General features: G+C 73.8%; 21 protein-coding genes. 10 read left to right on the top strand and 11 right to left on the bottom strand.

What is annotated here, in order from left to right:
• Window positions 1–87: 87 nt before the first annotated feature.
• From GR130_RS14125 to GR130_RS14140, 4 genes are all read right to left on the bottom strand, one after another.
• The gene (locus tag GR130_RS14125) at window positions 88–1,272 is read right to left on the bottom strand and encodes a GDSL-type esterase/lipase family protein (RefSeq protein ID WP_159505052.1); all 1,185 of its coding nucleotides are present in this window, start codon (window positions 1,270–1,272) and stop codon (window positions 88–90) included.
• Window positions 1,273–1,339: 67 nt separating this feature from the next.
• Window positions 1,340–1,909, bottom strand: coding sequence for a TetR/AcrR family transcriptional regulator (locus tag GR130_RS14130; RefSeq protein WP_159505053.1), 570 nt, complete (start codon window positions 1,907–1,909; stop codon window positions 1,340–1,342).
• A 211-nt stretch (window positions 1,910–2,120) separates the two neighbouring features.
• On the bottom strand, window positions 2,121–3,206 hold the full coding sequence (locus tag GR130_RS14135) for an S-(hydroxymethyl)mycothiol dehydrogenase (protein WP_159505054.1): 1,086 nt from the start codon (window positions 3,204–3,206) through the stop codon (window positions 2,121–2,123).
• Window positions 3,207–3,433: 227 nt separating this feature from the next.
• Window positions 3,434–4,240 (bottom strand): IclR family transcriptional regulator, encoded by an 807-nt coding sequence (locus GR130_RS14140; protein WP_159505055.1) that lies wholly within the window; start codon window positions 4,238–4,240, stop codon window positions 3,434–3,436.
• A gap of 113 nt (window positions 4,241–4,353) precedes the next feature.
• Between GR130_RS14140 and GR130_RS14145 the strand changes: the two genes are divergently transcribed.
• Window positions 4,354–4,734 (top strand): bifunctional 3-phenylpropionate/cinnamic acid dioxygenase ferredoxin subunit, encoded by a 381-nt coding sequence (locus GR130_RS14145; protein WP_159505056.1) that lies wholly within the window; start codon window positions 4,354–4,356, stop codon window positions 4,732–4,734.
• Window positions 4,735–4,796: 62 nt separating this feature from the next.
• Here the strand turns inward: GR130_RS14145 and GR130_RS14150 are convergent, their stop codons facing one another.
• Window positions 4,797–5,180 carry a hypothetical protein gene (locus tag GR130_RS14150; RefSeq protein ID WP_159505057.1) on the bottom strand — a complete coding sequence of 128 codons (384 nt, stop codon included), beginning with the start codon at window positions 5,178–5,180 and terminating at the stop codon, window positions 4,797–4,799.
• A gap of 360 nt (window positions 5,181–5,540) precedes the next feature.
• On the opposite strand from GR130_RS14150, the gene GR130_RS14155 reads away from it, so the two are divergent.
• From GR130_RS14155 to GR130_RS14180, 6 genes are all read left to right on the top strand, one after another.
• Complete coding sequence (locus GR130_RS14155) at window positions 5,541–8,345, top strand: sensor histidine kinase (protein ID WP_159505058.1); 2,805 nt, start codon at window positions 5,541–5,543, stop codon at window positions 8,343–8,345.
• On the top strand, window positions 8,342–8,779 hold the full coding sequence (locus GR130_RS14160) for a roadblock/LC7 domain-containing protein (RefSeq protein ID WP_159505059.1): 438 nt from the start codon (window positions 8,342–8,344) through the stop codon (window positions 8,777–8,779). The genes GR130_RS14155 and GR130_RS14160 overlap by 4 nt, the downstream gene beginning before the upstream one ends.
• Window positions 8,780–8,798: 19 nt before the next feature.
• Window positions 8,799–9,212 (top strand): DUF742 domain-containing protein, encoded by a 414-nt coding sequence (locus GR130_RS14165; protein WP_159505060.1) that lies wholly within the window; start codon window positions 8,799–8,801, stop codon window positions 9,210–9,212.
• 161 nt (window positions 9,213–9,373) lie between these two features.
• A complete protein-coding gene (locus GR130_RS14170; RefSeq protein ID WP_159505061.1) occupies window positions 9,374–10,267 on the top strand; it encodes an alpha/beta fold hydrolase in 894 nt (297 codons plus the stop codon).
• 1 nt (window position 10,268) lies between these two features.
• Window positions 10,269–10,883 (top strand): TetR/AcrR family transcriptional regulator, encoded by a 615-nt coding sequence (locus GR130_RS14175; protein ID WP_159505062.1) that lies wholly within the window; start codon window positions 10,269–10,271, stop codon window positions 10,881–10,883.
• Between the two features lie 231 nt (window positions 10,884–11,114).
• A complete protein-coding gene (locus GR130_RS14180) occupies window positions 11,115–11,726 on the top strand; it encodes a GTP-binding protein (RefSeq protein ID WP_159505063.1) in 612 nt (203 codons plus the stop codon).
• Window positions 11,727–11,886: 160 nt separating this feature from the next.
• Here the strand turns inward: GR130_RS14180 and glpK are convergent, their stop codons facing one another.
• The 3 genes from glpK to GR130_RS14195 all read right to left on the bottom strand — a co-directional run bounded on the left by glpK (window position 11,887) and on the right by GR130_RS14195 (window position 16,204).
• Window positions 11,887–13,425, bottom strand: coding sequence for a glycerol kinase GlpK (gene glpK, locus GR130_RS14185; RefSeq protein WP_159505064.1), 1,539 nt, complete (start codon window positions 13,423–13,425; stop codon window positions 11,887–11,889).
• Between the two features lie 57 nt (window positions 13,426–13,482).
• Entirely contained in the window at window positions 13,483–14,256 is a 774-nt protein-coding gene (locus tag GR130_RS14190; RefSeq protein ID WP_159505065.1) for an MIP/aquaporin family protein, read from the bottom strand.
• A 187-nt stretch (window positions 14,257–14,443) separates the two neighbouring features.
• A complete protein-coding gene (locus GR130_RS14195; RefSeq protein ID WP_159505066.1) occupies window positions 14,444–16,204 on the bottom strand; it encodes a GGDEF domain-containing protein in 1,761 nt (586 codons plus the stop codon).
• A gap of 446 nt (window positions 16,205–16,650) precedes the next feature.
• Here GR130_RS14195 and GR130_RS14200 point away from each other — a divergent pair, with 446 nt between their 5' ends.
• Window positions 16,651–17,616 (top strand): NUDIX hydrolase, encoded by a 966-nt coding sequence (locus GR130_RS14200; protein WP_159505067.1) that lies wholly within the window; start codon window positions 16,651–16,653, stop codon window positions 17,614–17,616.
• Here GR130_RS14200 and GR130_RS14205 read toward each other — a convergent pair.
• A complete protein-coding gene (locus tag GR130_RS14205) occupies window positions 17,514–18,458 on the bottom strand; it encodes a M15 family metallopeptidase (protein WP_159505068.1) in 945 nt (314 codons plus the stop codon). The genes GR130_RS14200 and GR130_RS14205 overlap by 103 nt on opposite strands.
• A gap of 28 nt (window positions 18,459–18,486) precedes the next feature.
• Complete coding sequence (locus GR130_RS14210) at window positions 18,487–20,904, bottom strand: glycoside hydrolase family 31 protein (protein WP_159505069.1); 2,418 nt, start codon at window positions 20,902–20,904, stop codon at window positions 18,487–18,489.
• Window positions 20,905–21,246: 342 nt separating this feature from the next.
• Between GR130_RS14210 and GR130_RS14215 the strand changes: the two genes are divergently transcribed.
• Window positions 21,247–23,271: an acetoacetate--CoA ligase gene (locus GR130_RS14215; protein ID WP_159505070.1), complete on the top strand. Its 2,025-nt coding sequence runs from the start codon at window positions 21,247–21,249 to the stop codon at window positions 23,269–23,271.
• Between the two features lie 123 nt (window positions 23,272–23,394).
• Window positions 23,395–24,315, top strand: a complete 921-nt coding sequence (locus GR130_RS14220) for a hypothetical protein (RefSeq protein WP_159505071.1) — start codon at window positions 23,395–23,397, stop codon at window positions 24,313–24,315.
• A gap of 89 nt (window positions 24,316–24,404) precedes the next feature.
• Here the strand turns inward: GR130_RS14220 and ptsP are convergent, their stop codons facing one another.
• The gene (gene ptsP / locus GR130_RS14225) at window positions 24,405–26,075 is read right to left on the bottom strand and encodes a phosphoenolpyruvate--protein phosphotransferase (protein WP_159505072.1); all 1,671 of its coding nucleotides are present in this window, start codon (window positions 26,073–26,075) and stop codon (window positions 24,405–24,407) included.
• Window positions 26,076–26,156: the final 81 nt, after the last annotated feature.

A 26,156-nucleotide genomic window follows, 5' to 3' on the forward strand; every position in this document is an offset into this window, starting at 1 on the left:
GCGGTCGCCGGACGACCGCGCCGCTGCCGCACCGGGCCCGTGCGCCCGCGTTACGCGCCGCTCACCGGTGGCGCGGCAGCCGGCGTGTCAGGCGCCGCGGTCCGCGAAGGGGCCGCCGGCGGTGAAGGCCAGCCCGGCGAAGCGTTCGCCGATGCGGCGGTGGGTGGCGGCGTCCGGGTGGAGCCCGTCGGGCAGCGGCAGTTCGGCGGAGTCGGCCTCGCCGTACAGGTCGCGGCCGTCCAGGACGTGCAGGTGCGGGTCCTCGGCCGAGCGCTGTGCCACGATCCGGGCCAGCTCGTCCCGGATGACGCCCAGGGTCAGCTTCCCGCTCGCGCGCTCCGCCGGGTCGCCCGTGGCCCGGAACCGCAGCTGCCCCCTGCCGAGGGCACCGAGGTCCGGGGCGCTGGGGCCGGGGGTGTCCTCGTGGATCGGGCACAGGATCGGCGAGACGACCAGCAGCGGTGCGGTGGGGTGGCCGTCGCGGATGGTGTCGAGGAAACCGTGCACGGCCGGGGCGAAGGCGCGCAGCCGCATCAGGTCGGCGTTGACCAGGTTGATGCCGATCTTGACGCTGATCAGGTCCGCGGGCGTGTCCCGCATGGCACGCGCGGTGAACGGGTCGAGCAGGGCGCCGCCGCCCAGGCCCAGGTTGACCAGTTCCGTACCGCCCAGCGCGGCGGCGAGGGCGGGCCAGGTGCTCGTCGGGCCGGCGGCGTCGGACCCGTGGCTGATCGAACTGCCGTGGTGCAGCCACACCTTGCGGCCCCGGTCCGCCGCGGGCTCGACGGGGGCGTCGGTGCGCAGGGCGACCAGCTCGGTGGTCTCGTTGTGCGGCAGCCAGATCTCGACGTCCTTGACGCCGGCGGCCAGGCCGGTGAAGCGGACGGTCCCCACGGGGCCGGGCCGGTGCTCGGCCTTCCCGGTGGCCATGTCGATGGTCAGGGTGTTGCCGCCGGCCACACCGGACCGGCCGGCGAGACGGCCGTCGACGAGCAGGTCGTAGACGCCGTCCGGGCGGGGCGGGACGCCCACGTAGACCCGCTTGGTGGGCAGGGTGTCCAGTTCGACGGCGGTGGCCCGGGTCCGGAAGACCAGCCGTACGCCGGAGGGCTGGGACTCGGCCATGGCGAGCTGTCCGTCGGCGCACTGGGCGCGGGCCCGGGCGGGCAGCCGGTGCGGCAGCAGGCCGTGCGCGGTGCGCTCCAGGTCGAGGGCGCCGCGCAGGAGGTCCGGGGTGAGGGGCGTGGTGATCCAGCCGTGCGTGGTGTTCATGGTCTCAGCCTGTTGGTCGAGGTGTCGGGAGTGAGTCGGGGCTGCGGCCCGGTGGGGCGCGGCGGGGTCAGGCGGCGGGCCAGTTCCGCAGCAGGGCGTCGAGGGCGTCCAGGATCCGTGACCAGGATTCCTGCGGGTCGGGCGCGCTGTGGTCGAACCCGCCGGCCGTCTCCAGGCTGACGTAGCCGTGGAAGACGCTGCCCAGCATCCGCACGGCGTGCGTCTGGTCCGGCTCCGCAAGGTCGTAGCCGCGCAGGATCGCCCGCATCATCCGCGCGTGCCGGCCGCCGGCGCTCGCCGCCGCGGCCTCCGGGTCGAGCCGGAGCCGTGCCGCGGCGTAGCGGCCGGGATGCTCCCGGGCGTAGTCGCGGTAGACGTCCGCGAAGGCGGTCAGGGCGTCCTTGCCGGCCCGGCCGGCCAGCGCGTCCGCGGCCCGGTCGGCCAGTTCCTCCAGGGCGAGCAGGGCGATCCTGGTCTTGAGGTCCTGGGAGTTCTTCAGGTGCGAGTACAGGCTCGCGACCTTGACGTCGAACCGCCGGGCCAGCGCGGAGACGGTCACCTGGTCGAAGCCGACCTCGTCGGCCAGTTCCGCGCCCGCCCGGGTCAGGCGTTCCGGGGTCAGTCCTGCGTATGCCATGCCCGTCCTCCCACGATGCGGCAGAACTGATTATGCAGTTGCCTAATGCCTTTAGGCAACTGCCTTCATGGAAATGCGGAGGGGAGGGGCTCGGGGGAGGGTCGGCATCGCGCAAGCGTGTCCCTGGTGTCGCGACCGTGCCGGCACGCGACGGGGCGCGTGCGAGGGGGGTGGCCTCGCCGCCCCTCGTACGCGCCCCGGGTGTCCTCGCCTAGAGCGACACCACCGACCGCAGCACCTCGCCGCGCTGCATCTTGCCGAAGGCCGCCTCGATGTCGTGGAGCGTGATGGTCTCGCTGACGAAGCGCTCCAGGTCGAGCTTGCCGCTCAGGAAGAGGTCGATGAGGACGGGGAAGTCGCGGCTGGGCAGACAGTCGCCGTACCAGGACGACTTGAGCGCGCCGCCGCGCGAGAAGAGGTCGATGAGCGGCAGCTCGATGCGCATGTCCGGGTCCGGCACCCCGACCTGGACCAGCGTCCCGGCCAGGTCGCGCATGTAGAACCCCTGCCGGTAGGTCTCGGGGCGCCCCACCGCGTCGATGACCACATCCGCGCCGTGACCGCCCGTCAGCTGCCGTACCGCCTCGACCGGGTCCGTACCACGGGAGTTGACGGTGTCGGTGGCCCCGAACCGCTCGGCGGCGTCCAGCTTGCCGTCGTCCAGGTCGATGGCGATCACCCGCCGCGCGCCGGCCCGCGAGGCACCGGCGATGGCGGCGTTGCCGACGCCGCCGCAGCCGATCACGGCGACGGTGTCCCCGCTGCCCACGCCCCCCGTGTGCACGGCCGCGCCGTACCCGGCCATCACCCCGCACCCGATCAGCCCGGCCGCCTCCGGACGCGCGGACGGATCCACCTTCACCGCCTGCCCGGCCGCGACCAGCGTCTTCTCCGCGAACGCGCCGATACCCAGCGCCGGGCTGAGCGGTGTGCCGTCCCGCAGCGTCATCGGCTGCGCGGCGTTGCGCGACGCGAAGCAGTACCAGGGGCGCCCGCGCCGGCACGACCGGCAGTGACCGCACGGCGCCCGCCAGGCCAGCACCACGTAATCCCCCGGTGCCAGCTCCGCGACCCCGTCCCCCACGGCCTCGATCAGCCCCGCCGCCTCGTGCCCCAGGAGGTACGGGAACGCGTCGCCGATCGCCCCCTCGCGGTAGTGCAGATCGGTGTGGCACACCCCGCACGCCTGGACGGACACGAGGACTTCTCCGGGGCCGGGATCGGGCACGAGAATCGGCAGGACCTCGACGGGTGCGCCTGGCTTGACGGCGACGACGGCGCGGGCTTCGTGCGGCATGTCTACTCCTCATACAGCGCCTGCGGTGGCGGCAGGGGCGGGGTGCGCATGGAGTTGGCACGGATGCCTGTGAGGGGTGGAGTCGGTGCACTGTGCGGGGCGCGGGGTGCCGGGCGGCACAACGCCGCCAGGCACCGGGTGTTGCTCATGGCGCGCGAAGTTGCGCCATAGGAGACATGCTGGAAGGCCGTCAGGGATCCGTCAAGGGGTGGCCGGCGCGCCCCGGCTCAACCCCCGTACCCCATGCGGCGGGAGAGTTCGGCCGCCGCCTTCGCGGACCGCTCGGCGAGCTCCGGAAGCCGCTCGCGGGCCATCCGGTAGGCGGGTCCGGAGACGCCGATCGCGCCGATCACCGCGCCGTCGTACGCCCGCACCGGCGCCGCGACGGCGTTCAGGCCCTTCTCGAACTCCTCGTCGGTGCAGGCGAATCCGTTCTCGCGGGCGGCCGTCAGCTGCTCGCGCACGCCGGTCGCCGCGGTCAGCGTGTTCTCGGTGAACCGCGGCAGCTTGCGGCCGAGCAGGGCCTCCCGGCGCTCCCGCGGCAGGTGCGCCAGCAGGACCTTGCCGCTGGCGGTGGCGTGCAACGGGGTACGGCGGCCGAGCCAGTTGAAGGCGGTGACCGCGGCGGAGCCCCTGGCCTGCATGATGTTGACCGCGGCATCGCCGTCCAGCACCGCGATGTTGGCGGTCTCACCGGTCTCGTCGGCCAGCGCCCGGCAGACCGGCTGGCCCTCCTGCGAGATGTCCAGCCGGATCGCCGCGGCGCCGGCCAGCCGCAGCACGCCGGCGCCCAGGAAGTACTTCCCCCGCTCCTTCTCCTGCTCCACCAGTCCGCGGTTCTCCAGGACGCCCAGGATCCGGAAGGCGGTCGACTTGTGGACCCCCAACTCCTCGGCGATCTCGGTCACTCCGGCCTCGCCCAGCCGGGCCAGGCTCTCCAGTACGCTCACCGCGCGGTCCACGGACTGGACGGATCCCGCTCCGCCGCGCCGGTCCTCGGACCGCTCGGCCGCCGTGTCGGTCGTGTTCGCCATGGCTCTTTGCCTCACTACCCGTTGCCCCCGACGGGCACACCTTCGGGACGCTCTCCGGGAAGCCCTTGACGGCCCGCCCCCGGCTTGGATTCTGTTGCGCATCGCGCGATGCGATGCGTCATTCACAACACCATGATACCGGTGACCAGCGTGAGGGGGGCCAGACGATTCCCGTCTGCCGCATCGAGGACCTGCCCGTCGGCGAGTCCGTCCGGATCGAGATCGACGAGGCCACGCCCGCGATCGCCGTGTTCCACACCGACGCGGGCCGCTACGCCGTCGACGACACCTGCAGTCACCAGGACGCCTCGCTCTCCGAGGGCTGGGCGGAGGGCTGCTTCGTCGCATGCCCGCGGCACGCCGCGCTCTTCGACCTGCGCACCGGAGCGCCCACCTGCCTGCCCGCCCGCCGCCCCGTACGCACCCATGAGGTCGGCGTCCTGGACGGGATGGTCCATGTCCGGCCCGCCGTAAGGGAAGAGGCGGTGGCATAACGATCGGGGCCGGGCGCCGGCGCGGCACCTCGGGGCCCGGCGGCCGCCCGGGCGCGGCGCGGTCAGGCCGCCGCGCGGTCCGCGTGCGGCGGCCCCTCCGGCGGCTCCCGGCGCCCGTCGCGGCGGGACCGGCGGCGTTCGCGGCGCAGCTCCCTGGCCGTGCTGCTCGGCCGGGACTCGACACCGTGGCGCTGCACCCAGACCTGGCGGGTCACCCAGACGTCCAGGACGGCCCAGGTCGCGACCACCGTGCTCGCGACCGTGCCGAGCACCGCGGGGAAGGCGAACCAGGAACCCGCGAGCGTGCACAGAAAGGCCACCATGGCCTGGATCAGGGTGAGGGCGACGATGATGACGGCGCGCACCGCGGCCGTACGGACCGGGTCGGCCATCCGACGCCGGGTCGCCGGCTCCTCCTGCCACAAGGGACGCCTGCCGTCGTCCATCGCGTCACACTCCCCGCACTCTCCCCGGCAGTCCGACTCTTCGGTGGCTGCCCGGATTTCACCGGATACATGCCACACCCACCGCCCCGCTGTCCAGTCCGCGTTCCCCCTCCATCGTCACGCACAGGGGTGGTGCGGGGTTACCCGGGGTAGGCGGATTTCAGCCGCGCGCCGGGTGTCCATAGCCACACTCGCGGGGCGGGTTGCCCGGGCATCGCCGGACAACTCGTGACGATCCCGCCCCGTTCGTACCCCGCGCCGTCCGGCCGGGCCTTCGGATCGATCCCCCGTCAGTAGTAGGCTCGCGCCGCTGTTGACGGAACACCACCCCCGTGCGCCGGGGTTGACGTAGGGGAGGCCATGCGCTTTCGCGGGAAGTCGATCCGCCGGAAGATCGTGGCGCTGCTGCTCGTGCCGCTGGTGTCCCTGACGGCCATGTGGGGCATCACGACCTACGTCACCGGGCGCGAGGCCAACCAACTGCTCGACGTCGGCAACGTCGTCAGGAACCTGGGCTATCCCGTCGAGGACGTCGTCCAGGCCCTCCAGCGCGAACGCCGCCAGAGCCTGCTCTACCTCGCCGACCGCCGCGGCGCCAACGCGCTCACCGAACTCCGCGGCCAGACCCGGTCCACCGACGACGCCGTCGACCGGCTCCGCGCCGACGCGGACACCCAGGACGTCCGCACGGACCTGACCGGCGACAACGCCGACCGGGTCGCCGGCCTCCTCAAGAGCCTGGACGGCCTGGACGCGCTGCGCACCCAGGTCGAGGACAACAGGGTCTCCCGCGACGAGGCGATGGAGTCCTACGACGCCCTGGTCGACCCCTGCTACGACCTGCTCGGCGCGCTCCACGCCCTGGAGAACGTCGAGATGGACAAGCAGGGCCGCGCGCTGGTCGGCATCACCCGCGCCCGCGAGGCGTTCTCCCGCGAGGACGCGCTGATGTCCGCGGCGCTCACCTCCGGCAGCCTGACCAAGCACGACCAGCGCGCGCTCTCCGACCGGGTCGCCGAACGCCGCATCCTCTACAGCACCACGCTGCCCCTGCTGCCCGCCACGGACCGCGGCCTGTACGAGGACTACTGGCACTCCGCCGGCGCCCGCGAACTGGTCTCGTACGAGGACCGGGTGATCGCCGCCGACCCGGCCGCCGCACCGCACGTGGTCAACGCCGATCGCTGGAACACCGCGGCCGAGAAGGCCCTCGGCGACCTCCAGCGGATGGGCAAGGAGGCCGGCGACCGCTACCAGCGGCGGGTCGCGCCGGTCGCCACCCGGATCGTCCTCAAGGCCGTCGCCACCGGCGTCCTCGGCTTCCTCGCGCTGCTGGTCTCGATCGTCGTCTCCTTCCGGATCGGCCGCCGGCACGTGCGGGACCTGACCCGGCTGCGCAAGACCGCGCACGAGGTCTCCGGTGTGCGGCTGCCGAGCGTGATGCGCCGGCTGGCGGCCGGCGAGCAGGTCGACGTGGAAACCGAGGCGCCCCGGCTGGAGTTCGGGCCGGACGAGACCGGGCAGGTCGGCCAGGCGCTCAACACCCTTCAGCGGGCCGCCGTCGAGGCCGCCGTCAAGCAGGCGGACATGCGCCGCGGCGTCTCCGAGGTGTTCGTCAACCTCGCCCGCCGCAGCCAGGTCCTGCTGCACCGTCAGCTGACCCTCCTGGACGCCATGGAGCGGCGCACCGAGGACACCGACGAACTCGCCGACCTCTTCCGGCTCGACCACATGACCACCCGTATGCGGCGGCACGCGGAGGGCCTGGTCATCCTCTCCGGCGCGGCCCCCTCCCGGCAGTGGCGCAAGCCGATCCAGCTGATGGACGTGGTGCGCGCGGCGGTCGCCGAGGTCGAGGACTACGAGCGCATCGAGGTGCGCCGGCTGCCGCGGCTCGCGGTGGACGGCGCCGCGGTCTCCGACCTGACGCACCTGATCGCCGAACTCCTGGAGAACGCCACCGTGTTCTCGCCGCCGCACACCGCCGTACAGGTGCTGGGCGAGCGGGTCTCCAACGGCTTCACCCTGGAAATCCACGACCGCGGCCTGGGCATGACCCCCGACCTCCTGCTGGACGCCAACCTCCGGCTCGCCGAGACGCCCGAGTTCGAACTGTCCGACACCGACCGGCTCGGCCTGTTCGTGGTCAGCCGGCTCGCCCAGCGGCAGGGCGTACGGGTCTCCCTCCAGCCCTCGCCGTACGGCGGCACCACCGCCGTGGTCCTCATCCCCGGCGCGATCCTGACCGAGACGGCGGAGGGCGCCCGCGACGACGCGCCGGCCGCGGCGGGCGCACCGGCCGGGGACGCCGAACCCGACCACGCGGCGGGCGCGTTGGCCGCCCTGGCCCAGATCCCGGTACCGCTCCCGCGCCGCCCGAAGCGCGGGGCTGTCGACGGGCCGGTCGAACTGGAGCCACCGCTCGGCGCCGACGACGCGGACCCCGCCGGCGAGGAGGGCACCCTCCTGCGCGGCCGGGACCGGGGCCGCGGCCGGGACCGCCGCGGCAGCCGGGGACCGGCCGCCGTCCCCAAGGCCACCCCGTCCGTCTCCCGCGCCCCCTCCGACTCCGACGAGCAGCACCAGCAGGCCGGCGACCAGGCACCCGGCGGGCTCGCCCCGCTGCCGCGCCGCCCGCGCCCCCCGGTCCTGGTCTCCGATCACGGCCGTACGGTCGACGCCCCGGAGAGCCGCGACACGGCCGAGGGCAGGGCCGAGGGCGAGCCGGCGGACGGGCCGGCACGGCGCACGCCCGAGGCGGCGGCCGAGCGGCCGGAGCCCGCCGACCGTACGGAGCGCCCCGGGGGCGGTACGCCGTCCCCCGCGCCCGGCGCCCAGGCCCCCGACGGCACGCCCGCTCCGGCCGCCACCACCTCCAAGGGCCTGCCCCGGCGGGTCCGTCAGGCCAGCCTGGCCCCCCAGCTCAAGGCCGACCCCGCCCGGGACCCCGGGACGGACCGGCCGGCCCCGCCGCCGGCGGACGACCGCGACGCCGAGGAGGTCCGGGCCCGGATGGCCTCGCTCCAGCGCGGCTGGCAGCGCGGTCGCCGGGACAACGGCGAGGCCCCGCACACCCCCACACCCCCGGAGACCGGCGACGCTGATGCCGCCACCGGGGGCAGCACAGCACCACCACGAACCACATCGGGAGAGGACGGTCCATGACCGCACCGAAGGCATCTTCCAGCGCAGCGTTCTCGGCGCAGGGATCCGGAGAGCTGAACTGGCTGCTGGACGAACTGGTCGAGCGGGTCGGCAGCATCCGGAAGGCACTGGTCCTCTCCAGCGACGGACTGCCCACCGGCGCCTCCAAGGACCTCACCCGCGAGGATGGCGAGCACCTGGCCGCCGTCGCCTCCGGCTTCCACAGCCTGGCCAAGGGCGTCGGCCGGCACTTCAACGCCGGCCGGGTCCGCCAGACGCTGGTCGAGCTGGACGGCGCGTTCCTGTTCGTCAGCGCGGCCGGCGACGGCAGCTGCCTGGCGGTGCTCGCCGACGCCGACTCCGACGTCGGGCTGATCGCCTACGAGATGACGCTGCTGGTCAAGCGCGTGGGCACGCACCTGGGCACCGCGCCCCGGTCCGGGCAGGCCGGCTGAGCACGACTACGGTGATGCCATGACCGACCAGGACGGCCCAGCCGTACCGGGACGGGGCGCGGCCCGTTGGTTCGACGACGACGCAGGCCCCGTCGTCCGGCCGTACGCGATGACGCGCGGGCGCACCCGTACGGCAGCCGAGGGGCGGCTGGACCTCATCGCGCAGGTGATCGCCGAGAGCCGGGCCGAGGGGCCCATCGCGGACCAGACGCTCTCCCCGGAGCAGGTCGACATCGTCGGGCGCTGCCGGCACTCGCCGCTCTCGGTCGCCGAGCTGGCGGCCGAGCTGGATCTGCCGGTGGGCGTGGTCCGGGTCCTGATCGGCGATCTGCTGGACGCCGGGCTGGTCCGCGTCAGCCGCCCCGTACCGCCGGCCGAGCTGCCGGACGAGCAGGTGCTGCGCGAGGTGATCGACGGCCTGCGCGCGCTGTGACACGCTGCGTATCCGCACGACCGTGCCGCCCGCCCGGGCTCTCCGGGCGGGCGGCACGGCGCTTTCCGGGGCCGTGCGGACAGCCTGTTGAGCATTGCTCAATGCCGCAGTACGGTTGTTGTTGAGCAGCTGTCAACAGCGCGACAAAGGAGCTCGCCGCCATGGTCACGGACGCGACATTCACTCCCACCGGTCACCTGCACGCCTTCGAGCGGCTGAAGATCGACGTCGGCCCGCACACCCATGACGCCCTGGCCTGCGGACCGGCCGACGGCGAGGTGGTCCTGCTGCTGCACGGCTGGCCCGAGTTCGCCGACTCCTGGAGCGCCGTACTGCCCGCCCTCGGCGCGGCCGGCCACCGCGCGGTCGCGGTCGACCAGCGCGGCTACGCCCCGGACGCCCGCCCGCCCCGGATCGCCGACTACGCCGTCCCCGAACTCGTCGACGACGCCCTCGCGTTCGCCGACGCGCTGGGCGCGGACCGCTTCCACCTGGTCTCGCACGACTGGGGCGGCATCGTCGCCTGGGCGCTGGCCGGCGCCCACCCCGAGCGGCTGAAGTCCCTGACCGTCCTGGCCACTCCGCACCCCGAAGCGCTCAACCGCGCCGCCGCCGGGGACCCCGACCAGCACCACCGGCTCGACTACGTCCGCTTCTTCCGCCGCGAGACGGGCATCGCGGAGGCCGCGCTGCTCGCCGACGGCGCCGCCCGGCTGCGTGCCGTGTACGGCGGCAAGGTCCCCGCCGAACTGGTCGACGGCAACGTCCGCCGACTCGCCGAACCGGGCGCGCTGACCGCGACGTTGAACTGGTACCGCGCCCCCGAGTCGGTCATCTCGGTGCCTGCCGGGCGGATCGCCGTGCCCACCCTCTTCCTCTGGGGCAGCGAGGACATCGCCCTGGGGCGCACCGCCGCCGAGGCGACGGGGGAGTGGGTCGACGGCCCGTACCGCTTCGAGGTGCTGGACGGCGCCAGCCACTGGCTGCCGGAAGAGGTGCCCGACCTGGTCACCCCCAGGATCCTGGACCACCTCGGTACCCACCGGCAGGGCTGAGATGGCCGACCGGCGGGTCACCCGGCTCACCCCCGACCAGCGCCGGGCGCAACTGGTCGCCATCGGGCTGGAGTTGCTCGCCGAACGCTCCCTGGACGAGCTGTCCACCGACGAGGTCGCTCGCCGGGCCGGTATCTCCCGCGGGCTGCTCTTCCACTACTTCGACTCCAAGCGCGACTTCTACCGCGTGGTGGTCCGGACCGCCTGCGACCGCTTCACCGCCGCGACCACGCCGGACGACGCGCTGGAGCCGGTCGCCTGGATGCGGGCCTTCATCGCGGGCTTCGTGGACCACGTCCTGGAGCACCGCCAGGTCTATCTCGCCCTCGTCCGGGGCGCGTCCGGCAGCCATCCCGCGGTGACCGACATCCTCGGCGAGACCCACGAGACGCTGGCCCGCCGGGTGAACGACGCCCGGCGGCGGCTCGGGGCGCCGAGCGCCCCGCGGGCCGAACCGGCGTCCCGCGCCTGGATGGCCTTCGCCGAGGAGGCGGTCGTCACCTGGCCGGTCGGGGAGGAGGGCGCCCGCGACGAGCTGTGCCGGTTCATCGAGGCCAGCTTCGTGAGCCTGCTGGGGCTGCTCGAACGGCCCGCGCTGCTCGGCCCGGAGAGCTGACGGGCGGGCCGGTCCGCCGCCGGACCAGCCCTTTTGGGCCGGTTGGCGGCCTTGGCCCGTCGCGTCCCCGCCGTGCGGCCCGCCCTCAAGTGGGCGCCGTGCGGAGCACGTTGTACCGTTCACTGGCAGCCGCCGGACCGCGGCGCGCAGGCGGCTGCTCCGCACCCGGGACAGGTGTGCGCTCCCGCGCATTCCCCCCCCGCATCCACGGCAATCCAGGAGAAGAATCCCATGGTCTTCGGGCGTTCTGAGCGCCGCCGCCGGTCCGCCCCGGCCGAGCCGGTGACGCTGAAGATCCTGGTGGCGGGTGGCTTCGGAGTCGGCAAGACCACCCTGGTGGGCTCCGTCAGCGAGATCAGACCGCTGCGTACGGAAGAGCGGCTGACCGAGGCCGGCCGCCCCGTCGACGACCTGGACGGCGTGGAGGGCAAGTCCACCACCACCGTCGCCATGGACTTCGGGCGGATCACCGTCCACGACGAACTGGTCCTCTACCTCTTCGGCACCCCGGGACAGGACCGCTTCTGGTTCCTGTGGGACGAGCTGGCCCGCGGCGCGCTCGGCGCGGTCGTCCTCGTCGACACCCGCCGGCTGGCGGACAGCTTCTCCGCCATCGACTACTTCGAGCGCCGCGGACTGCCCTTCACCGTCGCGGTCAACTGCTTCGACGGCGCCGACCGCTACCCCGTCGAGACCGTCCGGGACGCCCTGAACCTCGACACGGGGGTGCCGGTGATGCTGTGCGACGCCAGGGAGCGGGAGTCCGCCCGGGACGTACTGGTCGCCGTCGTCGAGCACGCGATGCGGCGCGGCGCCCAGCACCGCGAGCCCGCCCTCCCCTGACCGGCGCTCCGCCCGCAGCGCCGCCCCGACCCGCGCTTCCCTGACAGGGCGCGGAAGTACGGCCCGTACCCCGCCGCCCGGGGTGCGGGCCGTACGTCTGTGAGCCGCTGCGCGCGGCCCTTCCAGGGGCTGATGCGACGGGGCAGGGTCGGACCCGGCCCTAGCCCTGCGCCGCGCCGTCCTCCGCCAGCCAGCCGAAGCTCCGCTCCACCGCCCTGCGCCAGTTGCCGAACTCGCGTTCCCGGGCCTCGGCCGCCAGCCGCGGCGTCCACTCCCGGTCGCGCTGCCAGTGCGACCGCAGCTCGTCGAGGTCCTGCCAGACGCCGGTGGCGAGCCCGGCCGCGTAGGCGGCGCCCAGGCAGGTCGTCTCCGAGATCACCGGCCGGATCACCGGCACCCCCAGCACATCGGCCTGATGCTGCATCAGCAGGCTGTTGGCGGTCATCCCGCCGTCGACCTTGAGCCGGGTGATCGGCACCCCCGAGTCCTGGAACATCGCGTCCACCACCTCACGGGTCTGCCAGCTCGTCGCCTCCAGCACGGCCCGCGCCAGATGGGCCTTGGTGACGAAGCCGGTCAGACCGGTGATCACACCGCGCGCGTCGGACCGCCAGTACGGGGCGAACAGCCCGGAGAACGCCGGTACGACATAGGCTCCGCCGTTGTCCGGGACGCTCGCCGCCAGCGGCTCGATCTCGTCCGCGGAGGCGATGATGCCGAGCTGGTCGCGGAACCACTGCACCAGCGCGCCCGTGATGGCGATCGAGCCCTCCAGGCAGTAGACCGGCGCCTCGCCGCCGAGCTGGTAGCCCAGGGTCGTCAGCAGCCCGTTCTTGGACGGCACCGGGCGGTCTCCGGTGTTCAGCAGCAGGAACGAGCCGGTGCCGTAGGTGTTCTTGGCCTCGCCGACGCCGTAGCAGGTCTGCCCGAACACCGCCGCCTGCTGGTCGCCCAGCGCCGACGCCACCGGCACCCCCTGCAACTGCCCCACGGCCGTCCCGTAGACCTCGGCGGACGGCCTGATCTCCGGGAGCATCGCCTCCGGCACCCGCATCGCCGACAGCAGCGCCGGGTCCCACTGGAGGGTCGCGAGGTTCATCAGCATCGTGCGGCCGGCGTTGGTCACGTCCGTGACGTGCACCCCGCCGTCGGTGCCGCCGGTCAGGTTCCAGATCAGCCAGGAGTCGATGGTCCCGAACGCGATCTCGCCCCGCTCGGCGCGGGCCCGCAGCCCCGGCATCTCGTCCAGCAGCCAGGCCGCCTTCGGCCCGGAGAAGTAGCTGGCCAGCGGCAGCCCGGTGGCCTCCCGGAAGCGGTCCTGGCCGTCCGCACCGCCCAGTTCCGCGCAGAGCGGGCCGGTACGGGTGTCCTGCCAGACGATGGCGTGGTGCACCGGTCGGCCGGTGGCCCGGTCCCACAGCACCGTGGTCTCGCGCTGGTTGGTGATGCCCAGCGCGCTGAGCTGGTCGGCGCGCAGGCCCGCCTTGGTCAGCGCGCCCGCCACCACCGCCTGCACCTTCGACCAGATCTCGGCGGCGTCGTGCTCCACCCAGCCCGGCCGGGGAAAGATCTGGCGGTGCTCACGCCGGTCGACGGCGACGATCGCCCCGGCGTGGTCGAAGATGATGCAGCGGCTCGACGTGGTGCCCTGGTCGATCGCGGCGACGTACGTCCCGCTCTTCGGGGTGTGCTCCGTCATACCGTCACGTCTCCTGACGTCCTGGACCGAACTGCGTACGGGATGTGCCGGCGGCGGTCAGAACACCGCCGTGTAGACCAGCCCCGACAGCACCGCGCCGATCAGCGGCCCGGCCACCGGGATCCACGCGTAACTCCAGTCGGAGGAACCCTTGTTGGGGATCGGCAGCAGGGCGTGCGCGATCCGCGGGCCGAGGTCGCGGGCCGGGTTGACGGCGTAGCCGGTCGGCCCGCCGAGCGACAGCCCGATGCCGACCACCAGCAGCGCGACCAGCAGCACGTTGATCCCGGAACCGTAGACCCCCACCCGCGCCCCCGGAACCTGGCCGATACCGATCCCCTGGTTCCGGCCGAAGAACAGCAGCGGCAGCACCAGCCCGGTGGTGGCGATGATCTCGGTCACCAGATTGGCGACCGGCCGGCGGATCTCCGGGGCGGTGGCGAAGACCCCCAGCGTCGGCTGCGGGGCGTGGCCGGTCCGCCCGTCGTTGGCGGCGAACTGCGCGTAGTACAGCGCCCAGGCCAGCACGGCTCCGATCAACGCCCCGGCCAACTGCCCCAGGACGTACAGCGGCACCTTCGACCAGGGCGTGCCGCCGGCCACCGCCGAGCCGAGCGTCACCGCCGGATTCAGGTGCCCGCCGGACAGCGGCGCCGAGGCGTACGCCCCGGCCAGAACGCCCATGCCCCAGCCGAACGCGATCACCACCCAGCCCGCGCCCCGCGCCTTCGAGTGGTGGAGGGTGACGGCGGCACACACCCCGGCCCCGAACAGGACCAGCAGCGCGGTACCGATCACCTCACCGACGACGATGTCCCCATTGGCATACATGGCGGCTCCTCGGCCCTCGTCCGGGGAGGTCCCCGGTCCTCCGTGCAGGGTGCGTGCCACGCCTGAGTACGGCGGTGCCGAAGTGGCATCCGGCGACCGGCACCCGGAAGTGTTCACCGCGGGTGATGGAGCGTCAAGGTCGCGTGCATTCACGGAGGTTGGGGCACCACGCGGCAGCCGTACGGGGTCACCCGCGGGCCCGCGCGCCCTCCTGCCCGGCCGGCTCGCCGGCCCCGTCCGGGGCGCCCGCCCCGGGGCACCCGGCCGGTGCCGCCGCCGGTCCCGGCACCCGCTCCGCCGCCCCGCGCCGGACCTCCGTACGCTCCGTACCCGGTCGCCCCAGCACCCAACTCGCCCCCGGCAGCGCCTTCGCGGCCTTCTTCAGCGGCGCCAGCGCGGCCGCCGCCGCACCGTGGCCGATGACGCTGCCGGGCGGGCACACCACCGTCGCCAGCGACAGCGTCACCGGCATCTCGCCCGCCGACCAGCTCACGTCCAGCAGCGCCCCGGCGAACGGCTCCAGGCCGTCCGGATCGGCCAGCACCAGGAAGTCGTCGCCGCCGATGTGCCCCACCCGGGCGGCCGGTTCGTCCTCCGCGACCTCCGCGAGGGCACGGCCCACGGAGCGGATCAGCTCATCGCCCGCCGCGAACCCGGCACCGTCGTTGACCTGCTTGAACCCGTCCACGTCCAGCCAACTCAGCGCGAACTCCCGGCCCTCGGCGATCCGCCGGTCGACCTCGGCGTTGACCGCGTCCGAACCGGGCAGCCTGGTCAGCGGGTTGAGCCGGGCCGCCTCCTCCACCCGGCTCTCGGCCAGCCCCCGCAGGATGTCCGCGAGATGCACCACGCCCATGCAGCGGCCGCGCTCGTCCACCACCGCCACATCGTCCCCGGTACGGTCCCGGTCCCCGTCGGCGATCACGTCCAGCACCTGCCAGGCGGTGGCGTCCGCGCCCACCGTCCGCGGCCGGTCCGCCAGCCGCAGCGCCGGCCGGTCGGCGTACAGCGCATGCCCGTACCGCCCGGACAGCGAGAGCAGGAACCGGTCCCGGTCGATCGCCCGCACCGGCACCCCGTCGCTGTCCACCAGCAGCACCCCGGACACCTCCGGGAAGCCGGTCAGATGGCTGCGTACCGCGCCCGCCGACACCGACATCGGCAGCAGCGCGGCGGGCTGCAGGAACTGGGCGACCGGCGGCCCGGACGGCGGGCGGTAGGGCGCCCCGCGGCCGCTCGCCGGCGGCGGATGCGCGGCCGGCAGGTACACATCGGCGGCGGCCCGGCGCGACGGCGGCGCGAACAGGTGCCCCTGGGCCAGCTGCACCCCGGCCTCCCGCACCGCCGCGTACTGCCGCTCGGTCTCCACCCCCTCGATGGCCAGCAGCCCGCCCATCCGCTCGCACAGCTGCCGCATCGCCGCCACCGCGGCCTGCCGCCCGGGGTCGCTGTCCAGCCGCGCGCACAGCGACGCGTCGAGCTTGACGATGTCCGGCGCGAGAGCGCCGAGCAGCCGCAGCGGCAGATCACCGTCCCCCACGCCGTCCGCGCAGATCCGGTAGCCCTCGTCACGCAGCTCCGCCACCGCGTCCAGCAGCGGCCGGTGCCGGACCCGGGTGAAGGGCCCGACGAGGTCGAGGGTGATCTCCCAGGGCCTCCGCCCCGCCTCGTGGACCGCTTTTCCGAGCGACGTCAGACCCGGCCGCTCCGCCACCGTCTCCGCGAACACGTTGACGTGCAGCGGCAGCAGGGTCTCCTGCTGCGCCGCGGACCGTACGGCGAGCGCCGCCAGTTCCGCGTCCAGATCGGGGCAGCGGCGCGCACAGCTCAGCACGTCGACATCGCTGTCCTCGGGGCGGGCGAGTGTTTCCAGCGCGGCGACCGAGCCGGTCGCGAGATTCACCACGGGCTGGAAAGCGAAGCGAAGCTGGTCCGTCCAGGGAGGCACGGGAGCAGCATGCCGCCCCGCCGGAGCCAACTAACCTTCGTTCACGCACTGTTCATGCATCCTTCCGGAGCGTACGGATGCTCCGTGCAAAGACCACACGAAACGGGCCGCAACTCCCCTCCGGTTCCCGTGCGCACGGCCGCTCACCGGACGGCGACACCACCGCCGAACCGCGCCCGAAGTGTCTGTGATGGACAGTCAATTATCTCTGAAACCCCAGCACTTGGTGCTCACCGGCGGGTCCGCGCGGCTGCCGTGCCGGTCCATCGCCGGTTCCGGCGCCGGCTCCATCGCGACCAGGGTCTACGGCCGCCGCGCGGACTGCGCACGGAAGCCGCTGGACGCCGTCGATCCCTCTTGCTATGTTGTTCTCGATTCGAGAAAGACTCAGAGTGAGAACAACGCTCCGGGTGGCGAGCGACGACGACCGGAAGGGGGGACGGGGCATGACCGCGCACCATCGGCGCACCGTGGACGGCGCCGCGGCGGGCGACCCGGCCGCACACGACGAGACGGCCTTCCTCGCCGCCTACGACCCGCACGCCTTCCCCGCCATCGCCGTCACCGTCGACATCGTCGCGCTGACGCTGCGCGGCGGCGCGCTGCACGTCCTGCTCGTCGAGCGCGGCGGCCCGCCGTTCCAGGGGGCCTGGGCGCTGCCCGGCGGTTTCGTACGCGCCGGCCGGGAGTCCCTCGACGGGGCCGCCGCCCGCGAACTCGCCGAGGAGACCGGACTGGACGCCGCCCTGCTGGAGCGCGTCCACCTCGAACAGCTCGGCTCCTACGGCGACCCCGGCCGCGACCCGCGGATGCCCGTGGTCACCGTCGCCTACCTCGCCTTCGCGCCCGACCTCCCTGAGGCCCGGGGCGGCGGCGACGCCGCGACCGCGGCCTGGGTCCCGGTCGCCGGCCTCGCGGCCGACCTGGGGGGCGCCGCCGCACCGGAGCGCGGCACCGAACCGGACGCGGCCCGGCCGCGTCCCCAAGAACAGGGCCCGGGGCACGGGATCGACGGGGGTGATTCCGTGCCCCGGCCCGCCCCGCTCCCGCTCGCCTTCGACCACCCGAGGATCGTCGCCGACGGCCTCGACCGCGCCCGCGCGAAAATCGAGTACACACCGCTGGCCACCGCGTTCCTCGCCGAGGAATTCACCATCGTCGAACTCCGCGGTGTCTACGAATCCATCTGGGGCAGTCCGCTGCACGCCGGGAACTTCCACCGCAAGGTGCTCTCCGTCCCCGGATTCGTCGAACCCACCGGCACCACCGCGGCGCGCGGCGGAGCCCGCGGCGGACCCCGCGCCCGCCTCTACCGCGCGGGGTCCGCCCGGCTGCTGCACCCGGCGCTGCTCCGCCCGGCGGCCCCGCAGTCCGCTGTCAGCGAGCCCCGCGACACCGGAAAGTCGAAATAGGTGTCGGGAAACGTCTCCGGCGTAAAGGTGTAGTGCCACCATTCGGCCGCGTAATTCACGAACCCGGCCCGCTCCAGCCCCTTCTTCAGCAGCAGCCGGTTCGTCAACTGCCGCCCCCTGACCCGCGGATCGAGGGTGTGCGCCAGCGTGTCGAAGCAGTCGAAGCCGGTCCCCATGTCCAGCGAATTGTCCGGGAACCGGAGCGCCTTGGGCCCGTAGCACGACGCCAGCGGCTCGCCCGGCACATACGGCCGGGTCGGCACCGCCGGCAGCCGCACCAGCGTCAGATCGACCGTACTGCCCCTGCTGTGCCCGGACTTCTCCGCGATATAGCCGTCCCGGAACAGCGTCGACTTGTCCACCCGCGGATAGAACTCCGCCTTCATCCGCTGATCGGCGAGATCCTTCGCCCAGGCCACGAAGTGGTTCACGGCGCGCTGCGGCCGGTAGCAGTCGTACACCTTGAGGGAGTACCCGCGCCGCAGGAACGAGAGTTGCGCCTGGTGCAGCGCACGCGCCGCGTCCCGCGTCAGAATGCACATCGGATCGCGGTAACCGGTCACCGGCACCCCCATGAAATCGTGCGGGGTGGCATAGCGGATCTCCTGGATGATCGTGGGATCCACCGCGCGCAGCGCCACGAACTCCCTTGGCGCCTTGGGGTCGTCGGGCGCCCTGTGCGCCGCGGGCGACGACGGCGCCGGGCGGGCGGCGGTGCCCGCCGCGGCGCTCGACGGTACGGCGATGGGGGCACCTCCCATGCCCATGAGGGGCATGGGGGAGGTCGTCAGGGCGGCGGCAGCGGCGGCCAGGCCGCGCAGCGCGGCAGCTAATCTCGGCATGGCCCCCGTCTACCAGGCACCGCGGACCCTAGGGAAGACCCCGCACCCGCACCGGATACCCCGCCGGCCCGCCACCGCGCCGCTCGACGACCACCCGCCCCGCCTCCAGGCGCGTACTGAAGCGCTCCACCGCCGGCCGCCGCCAGCCGTCCCCGGCATCCGGCACCACCAGCCCACCACCGGTCCGCCCGGCCACCGGGGCCCACACCTCCAGCTCCGTCCCGCCGTCCGCGCCCGCCACCGGCAGCACCGCCCCGGCCCGCGCCAGCACCGGAATACGGGACAGCGGCGCATCCACCCACACCCGCCCCGGTCCCTCATAGACCCGCCCGGTCGCGGTGTCGTACCACCGGCCGCGCGGCAGCCGCACCGCCCGCCGGGTCGCCCCCGCCTCCAGCACCGGTGCCACCAGCAGCGCGTCCCCCAGCAGAAACGCGTCCCCGCAGTCCCGCAGCGCCCGGTCCCGCGGCGCGCTCCACCACAGGGGGCGCACGTACGGGGCCCCGGACAGCCGGGCCAACTGGCCCAGCGTCACGAAGTACGGCAGCAGCCGCTCCCGCTCCCGCAGCGCCGCACGGGCGTGCTCCAGGACCTCGCTCCCGTACTCCCACGGCTCCCGACGCCCCGCCCAGAGCGCCGAGTGGGTACGGAACAGCGGGAGATACGCCCCCAGTTGGAACCACCGCAGATACAGCTCCTCCGAGGGCACCGCCGAGAACCCGCCCACATCCGGCCCGCTGTACGGCACCCCGCACAGCCCCAGCCCCAGCACCAGCGACAACGACGCCCGCAGCCCCGGCCAGCCCGTCGCCACATCCCCCGACCACGTGCCGCCGTACCGCTGCAGCCCCGCCCAGCCCGACCGCGAGAACAGGAACGGCCGCTCCCCGGGCCGCAGTTCGCACAGCCCCTCGAAGCCCGCCTGAGCCATCGCCAGCCCGTAGACGTTGTGCGCCTCCCGGTGGTCACCGCCCCGGCCCTCCAGGTCGTGCCGCGCCGAACGCGGCAGCGTCGGCTCCCCGAAGGCCGCGAACGACACCGGCTCGTTCATGTCGTGCCACACCCCGGCGAACCCCTGCGCCAGCCGCTCCGCGTACAGCGCGCCCCACCACTTGCGCACCCGCGCGTCGGTGAAATCCGGGAACACCGACTCACCGGGCCACACCACACCGCGCACCTCCCGCCCCCGTGCGTCCCGTACGAACGCATCCGCCGCGGCCCCGCTCTCGTACACCGCGTTCCCCGGCTCCGCCTTCACCGCCGGATCCACGATCGACACCAGCCGCACGCCCTCGTCGCGCAACTCCCGTGCCAGGCCCGGCAGATCGGGAAACCGCTCCCGGTCGACGGTGAAGACCCGGTGCCCGTCGTAGTGGTCGATGTCCAGATGGACGGCCGACAGCGGCAGCTCCCGCTCCCGGTAGCCCGCCACCACGCGGCGCACCTCGTCCGCACTCCCGAACCCCCACCGGGCGTGCTGATGGCCCAGCGCCCAGCGGGGCGGCAGCGCCGGCGCACCCGTCAGTCCCGTCCACCCCAGCAGCACCCGGGCCGGCGTCCCCGCCAGCACCCAGTAGCGCAGCGGCCCGCCGTCCATCCGCACCTCGCAGGTGCCCGGCCGGTCATGGCCCGAGCCCGCGCCCTCCACACCTTCGTGGAGCGTCACCCGGCCGTCCCACGAATTGTCGTGGAACACCAGATGCGTCCCCGCGTCCGCCACGACCAGCTGCACCGGCATGGTCAGATACAGCGGATCGTCCCCCGGCCCGAACGCGCCGCCCGGATCGGTGTTCCACAGGCGGTACACCCCGTCCCGCAGCCGCGGCCCGCCCGCCCGGCCACCCAGGCCGAAGAACCGCGCATCGGCCGCCACCTCCGAGCGCTGCACCCACCGCGACTCCACCACCTCCTCGGGCCGGCCGCCCCCCTCCGACGCCGCACCCTCCCGGCCACCCTGCGCCGCGCCCGCGGTCTCCGTACAGTCCCACCAGCGCGGCGGCAGCTCCCGCCGCAGGACCGCGCCACCGGGCGTCCGCACCTCGACCGCGCCGAACCGGGACACCGCCACCAGCACCCGCTCCGAGACCACCCGCCAGCCGCCCTCGGTATCCGGCTCCAGCACCGCCCGCGCGTCCACCTCCGGGCACGCCCCGGCCAGCGCGTACGAGGGCTCCGGTCCGGCCCCGTCCCAGCCGCAGAACACCGCACCGCCCGACGCGACCCGCACCCGCAGCGACGACCGCGCGAAACGGATCACCCCGCCACCGGGCTGCGGCTCGGCCCCGCGCGCCTCACCGGGCACCCGCGCCCGCTCCGCACCACGCCGCGGCAGCGCCAGCGCGTCCGCTCTGCGCCGGCGCCACGCCGACCGCACGGACCGGAGCCCCTGCGCCGGCCCGACCGCCCTGACCATCCGTACCGACCGCACCAGATCACGCCCGTCCATGCCGGTCAGCCTGCCACCGACGGCCCCCTGTGCGGGAACCGTTCAACTGCCGTTCACCTGCGAGGGGTCACGCTCGGCCACCTTCAGGCCCGCGCACCGCCCGCCGCTGGCCGGATCCGGCCTCTCGACATCGCCCGCGGTCCCTGTGGGCGGCCTTCACACGTCCGCCACCCCCGAATGCGGTGGTCCACCAATGTGGGGTCCACCCTGGTGCACCAGTCGATCACGTGGCATCGTCCAGGCAAGCCATGCCGCGCGCAGCCGCCCACTCGCTGGGCACGGGGGACCCCCGGCACCGCGCGCGACCGACGCCCACCACGCGTACCGCCCAGGAGCCGCAACATGACCACCGCACCGCACTCCGCCTCCCAGCCGGAACCCCTCTGGCAGCCAGGCCCGGACCGGATCGCCGGCGCACAGGTCACCCGCTTCCACGCCTGGGCCGCCGAACACCACGGCGCGCCCGCCCCCGTACCCGGCGACCCCGCCGCCGACTACGCGGCCCTGCACCGCTGGTCCGTCGACCGGCTCCCCGCCTTCTGGCAGGCCACCGCCGAGTGGTTCGACGTCCGCTTCACCACCCCGTACGACACCGTCCTCGCCGACCGCACGATGCCCGGCGCCCGCTGGTTCCCCGGCGCCACCCTGAACTACGCGGAACACGCCCTGCGGGCCGCCGAGGACCCGGACCGCGCCGAGCGCCCCGCCCTGCTCCACGTGGACGAGACCCACACACCCACCACCGTCACCTGGGCCGAACTGCGCTCCCAGGTCGCCTCGCTGGCCGCCGAACTCCGCCGCCTCGGCGTCCGCCCCGGCGACCGCGTCAGCGGCTACGTCCCCAACATCCCGCAGGCCGTCGTCGCCCTCCTGGCCACCGCCGCGGTCGGCGGCGTCTGGACCTCCTGCGCCCCCGACTTCGGCGCCCGCAGCGTCCTGGACCGCTTCCAGCAGGTCGAACCGGTGGTCCTGTTCACCGTCGACGGCTACCGCTACGGCGGCAAGGAACACGACCGCCGCGCCACCGTCACCGAACTCCGCGCCGAACTCCCCACCCTCCGTGCCGTCGTCCACATCCCCCTGCTCGGCACCGCCGCCCCCGAAGGCGCCCTGAACTGGTCCGACCTGACCACGAACAGCACGGAGCCGGTCTTCGAACCGGTCCCGTTCGACCACCCGCTGTGGGTCCTGTACTCCTCCGGCACCACCGGGCTCCCCAAGGCGATCGTCCAGTCCCAGGGCGGCATCCTCCTCGAACACCTCAAGCAGACCGGCCTGCACTGCGACCTCGGCCCCGACGACCGCTTCTTCTGGTACACCTCCACCGGCTGGATGATGTGGAACTTCCTCGTCGGCGGCCTCCTCGTCGGCGCCACGATCGTCCTCTACGACGGCAGCCCCGGACACCCCGACATCACCGCCCAGTGGCGGGTCGCCGCCGCCACCCGCGCCACGGTCTTCGGCACCTCCGCCGCCTACGTCATGGCCTGCCGCAAGGCCGGCATCCACCCCGCCCGCGACCTCGACCTCTCCGCCGTCAGCTGCGTCGCGACCACCGGCTCCCCGCTCCCGCCCGACGGGTTCCGCTGGCTCCACGACAGCTTCGCGGAGAGCGGCGCCGACCTCTGGGTCGCCTCCGTCAGCGGCGGCACCGACGTCTGCAGCTGCTTCGCGGGCGCCGTCCCCACCCTCCCCGTCCACATCGGCGAACTCCAGGCCGCCTGCCTCGGCACCGACCTGCAGGCATGGGACCCCCAGGGCAAGCCCGTCATCGACGAGGTCGGCGAACTGGTCGTCACCAACCCCATGCCGTCCATGCCCACCCGCTTCTGGAACGACCCCGACGGCACCCGCTACCACGACAGCTACTTCGACATGTACCCCGGCGTCTGGCAGCACGGCGACTGGATCACCCTCACCCCCCGGGGCAGCGTCGTCATCCACGGCCGCTCCGACTCCACCCTCAACCGCCAGGGCGTCCGGATGGGCTCCGCCGACATCTACGAGGCCGTCGAGCGCCTCCCCGAGATCCGTGAATCCCTCGTCATCGGCCTCGAACTCCCCGACGGCGGCTACTGGATGCCCCTCTTCGTCCACCTGGCACCCGGCGCCACCCTGGACGACGCCCTGCGCGACCGCATCAAGCGCACCATCCGCGAACAGCTCTCGCCCCGCCACGTCCCCGACGACATCATCGAGGCCCCCGGCGTCCCCCACACCCTGACCGGCAAGCGCATCGAGGTCCCCGTCAAACGCCTCCTCCAGGGCACCCCCCTCGAAAAGGCCGTCAACCCCGGCTCCGTCGACAACCTCGAACTCCTCCGCTTCTACGAGCGGATCGCCGCCGACCGCAGCAACGGAAAGTAGTCAACCCGGCGCCGGTTCACCGCTCCGACCAGGGGAAACCGGCGCCGGACCGCCATTGTCAGACCCCGTGGTTACTCTCAGTGACAAGTGACGTCGACCGACGCACCTCACCGAGGGGGAGCCATGACACCCAGCATCCGTCCCGCACGGCAGACCGCCGCCGGCCGCACACTCCGCCGCGAAGTCCCCAGCACCGCCGCCGTCCTGGCCGACGAACGGGACTTCGCGGCCATGCGCCGCTACCGCACCTTCCCGTTCGACGACCACCACAGCTACCTCCAGCAGATGGAAGCCCTGCTGCACACCCTCGCCTCCCAGGGCGTGCACACCACCCTCAGCCTCTTCGACCCCACCGCCTACGAGAAATACTGCGCCGAGCACTCCCTCGACCCGGACCAGCCCGACAGCCGCACCCGCTATGCGGCCGCCGTCGCCTGCACCGGCGCCACCGTGCCCTACGAAGGCCAACCGCTCGCCCAGCTCCTCCCGTTACTCCGCGAAGAAGCCGCCCGCCAGGCATCCTGGGAGCGCGCCACCGCCCTCCTGGCCCGCGCCGGCCGCTGCGAGGACTGCGGCGAGGACCGCACCCCGGCCGCCCTCGCCCGCGCCACCCATACCCTGCGGCAACTCCTCGAAGCCCTCGGCGCAGGCACCCACCACCTCGTCTGCTCCATCCCGGCCGGCACCCCGTCCCTCTCGGCCGAGCTGTACGCCACCGCCGCCCCCGACGGCAGCCCACCCCAGCTCACCGAAGCCCAGACCGTCCTCTTCTGCACGGTCCTCGCCGTCGGCTGCGCCCTGCGCACCCCCGGCGCCATCGTCTGCCGCACCACGACCGAAGCCGACGGCACCGCCGGCACCACCCGCATCACCGTCCGTGGCTGGCGCCTCAAGGACGCCTGGCCGCACGCCCTGGGCGCCGCCGAGATCTTCAACGCCTACTGCACCGACGACACCGGCCACCCCATCCCACCCGAGCACCGCGTCGACTACGCCGCGGGCCTGCCCCTCACACCCCCACCCGACCCCCACTGCCACCCCTGACCACCGCCCCGGCCACTCCACGCAGAAGGCCGCCCCGCCACAACGGCGGGACGGCCCTCACACTCACTCCGGCGACGCGCCGCGCCGGATCACTCCCCGGAGAGCACCGCCTGCGCGGCGGCCCGGGCGTCCTCGGCGGTGTCCGCGGCACGGGCCGCGGCAGCCGCCCGCTCACACTGCGCCAGCGTGTGCTTGGCCAGCGTCGCCCGCACATACGGAATCGACGCCGCACCCATCGACAGGCTGGTGACCCCCAGACCCGTCAGCACACACGCCAACAGCGGATCGGAGGCCGCCTCACCGCACACACCACAGCTCTTGCCCTCGGCCTTCGCCGCCTCGGCGGAAGCCGCCACGAGGTCCAGCAGCGCCGGCTGCCAGGGGTCCTGCAGCCGCGACACGGCGCCCACCTGACGGTCCGCCGCAAAGGTGTACTGCGCCAGGTCGTTGGTGCCCAGCGAAAGGAACTCCACCTCTTGAAGAATCGACCGCGCCCGCAGAGCCGCCGACGGAATCTCCACCATCGCGCCGAACTTCGCCCGCAGGCCCGCCTCCCGGCAGGCATCCGCGAACGCCCTGGCATCGATCCGGTCCGCCACCATCGGCGCCATGACCTCAAGGTAGACCGGCAGCCCCTCGGCCGCCTTGGCCAGCGCCGAGAGCTGGGTACGCAGCACGTCCGGGTGGTCGAGCAGCGTCCGCAGCCCCCGCACACCCAGCGCCGGGTTCGGCTCGTCGGCCGGCGTCAGGAAGTCCAGCGGCTTGTCGGCCCCGGCATCCAGCACGCGCACCACCACGCGCCCCTCGGGGAAAGCCTCCAGGACCTTCCGGTAGGCGTCGACCTGCTTCTCCTCGGACGGTGCGTTCTTGCTGTCGTCCAGGAAGAGGAACTCCGTACGGAAGAGACCGACCCCCTCCGCACCGGCCTCCACCGCCGCCGGCACATCCGCCGGACCGCCCACGTTCGCCAGCAGCGGCACCTTGTGCCCGTCGGACGTGGCACCGGGACCGGACGACGCCGACAGCGCCGCCTTCCGCTCCTCCGCCGCCTTCGCCAGCTCCACACGCTTGGCGGAACTGGGGTCCACGAAGACCTCACCCGTGCTGCCGTCCACGGCGATCACGGTGCCCTCGGCAAGCTCCCCGGCACCCGGCAGCGCCACCACGGCCGGCACCCCCAGCGCCCGCGCGAGAATCGCGCTGTGGCTGGTCGGCCCGCCCTCCTCGGTCACGAACCCGAGCACCAGCGTCGGATCCAGCAACGCCGTGTCGGCCGGCGCCAGATCCCGCGCGATCAGCACATACGGCTCATCGCTGTCCGGCACGCCCGGCATCGGCACCCCGAGCAGCCGCGCCACGATCCGGTTCCGCACGTCGTCCAGGTCGGCCACCCGCCCGGCGAGGTACTCACCCGCACCGGCGAGCAGCGCCCGATAGGCGGCGAACGCGTCGTACACGGCACGCTCGGCCGTGCTGCCGACCGCGATCCGCCGCTCGACGTCGGCCATCAGCTCGGGGTCCTGAGCCATCATGGCCTGGGCTTCCAGCACATGCTGCGCCTCGCCGCCCGCCAGATTGCCCCGCGCGATCAGATCGGCGGCCACGGCCTCCACGGCCTGCCGTGCACGCCCCTGCTCACGCTCCGCCTCCTCGGCCGGAATCTGCTTGGCCGGCGGCTCCAGAACCGCCGTACCCATGTGCCGCACCTCGCCTATGGCCACACCGTGGCTCACGCCGACGCCTCGCAGCGTTGTCTCCATGTCACCCGTCTCCGGTTGCTTGCGGCGGGCCGAGCCGCCGCGGTGGATGTCGTACCTGCCGTGGGGAACGGCGCCCGGCTA

The organism is Streptomyces sp. GS7, assembly GCF_009834125.1.
Classification (GTDB): domain Bacteria; phylum Actinomycetota; class Actinomycetes; order Streptomycetales; family Streptomycetaceae; genus Streptomyces.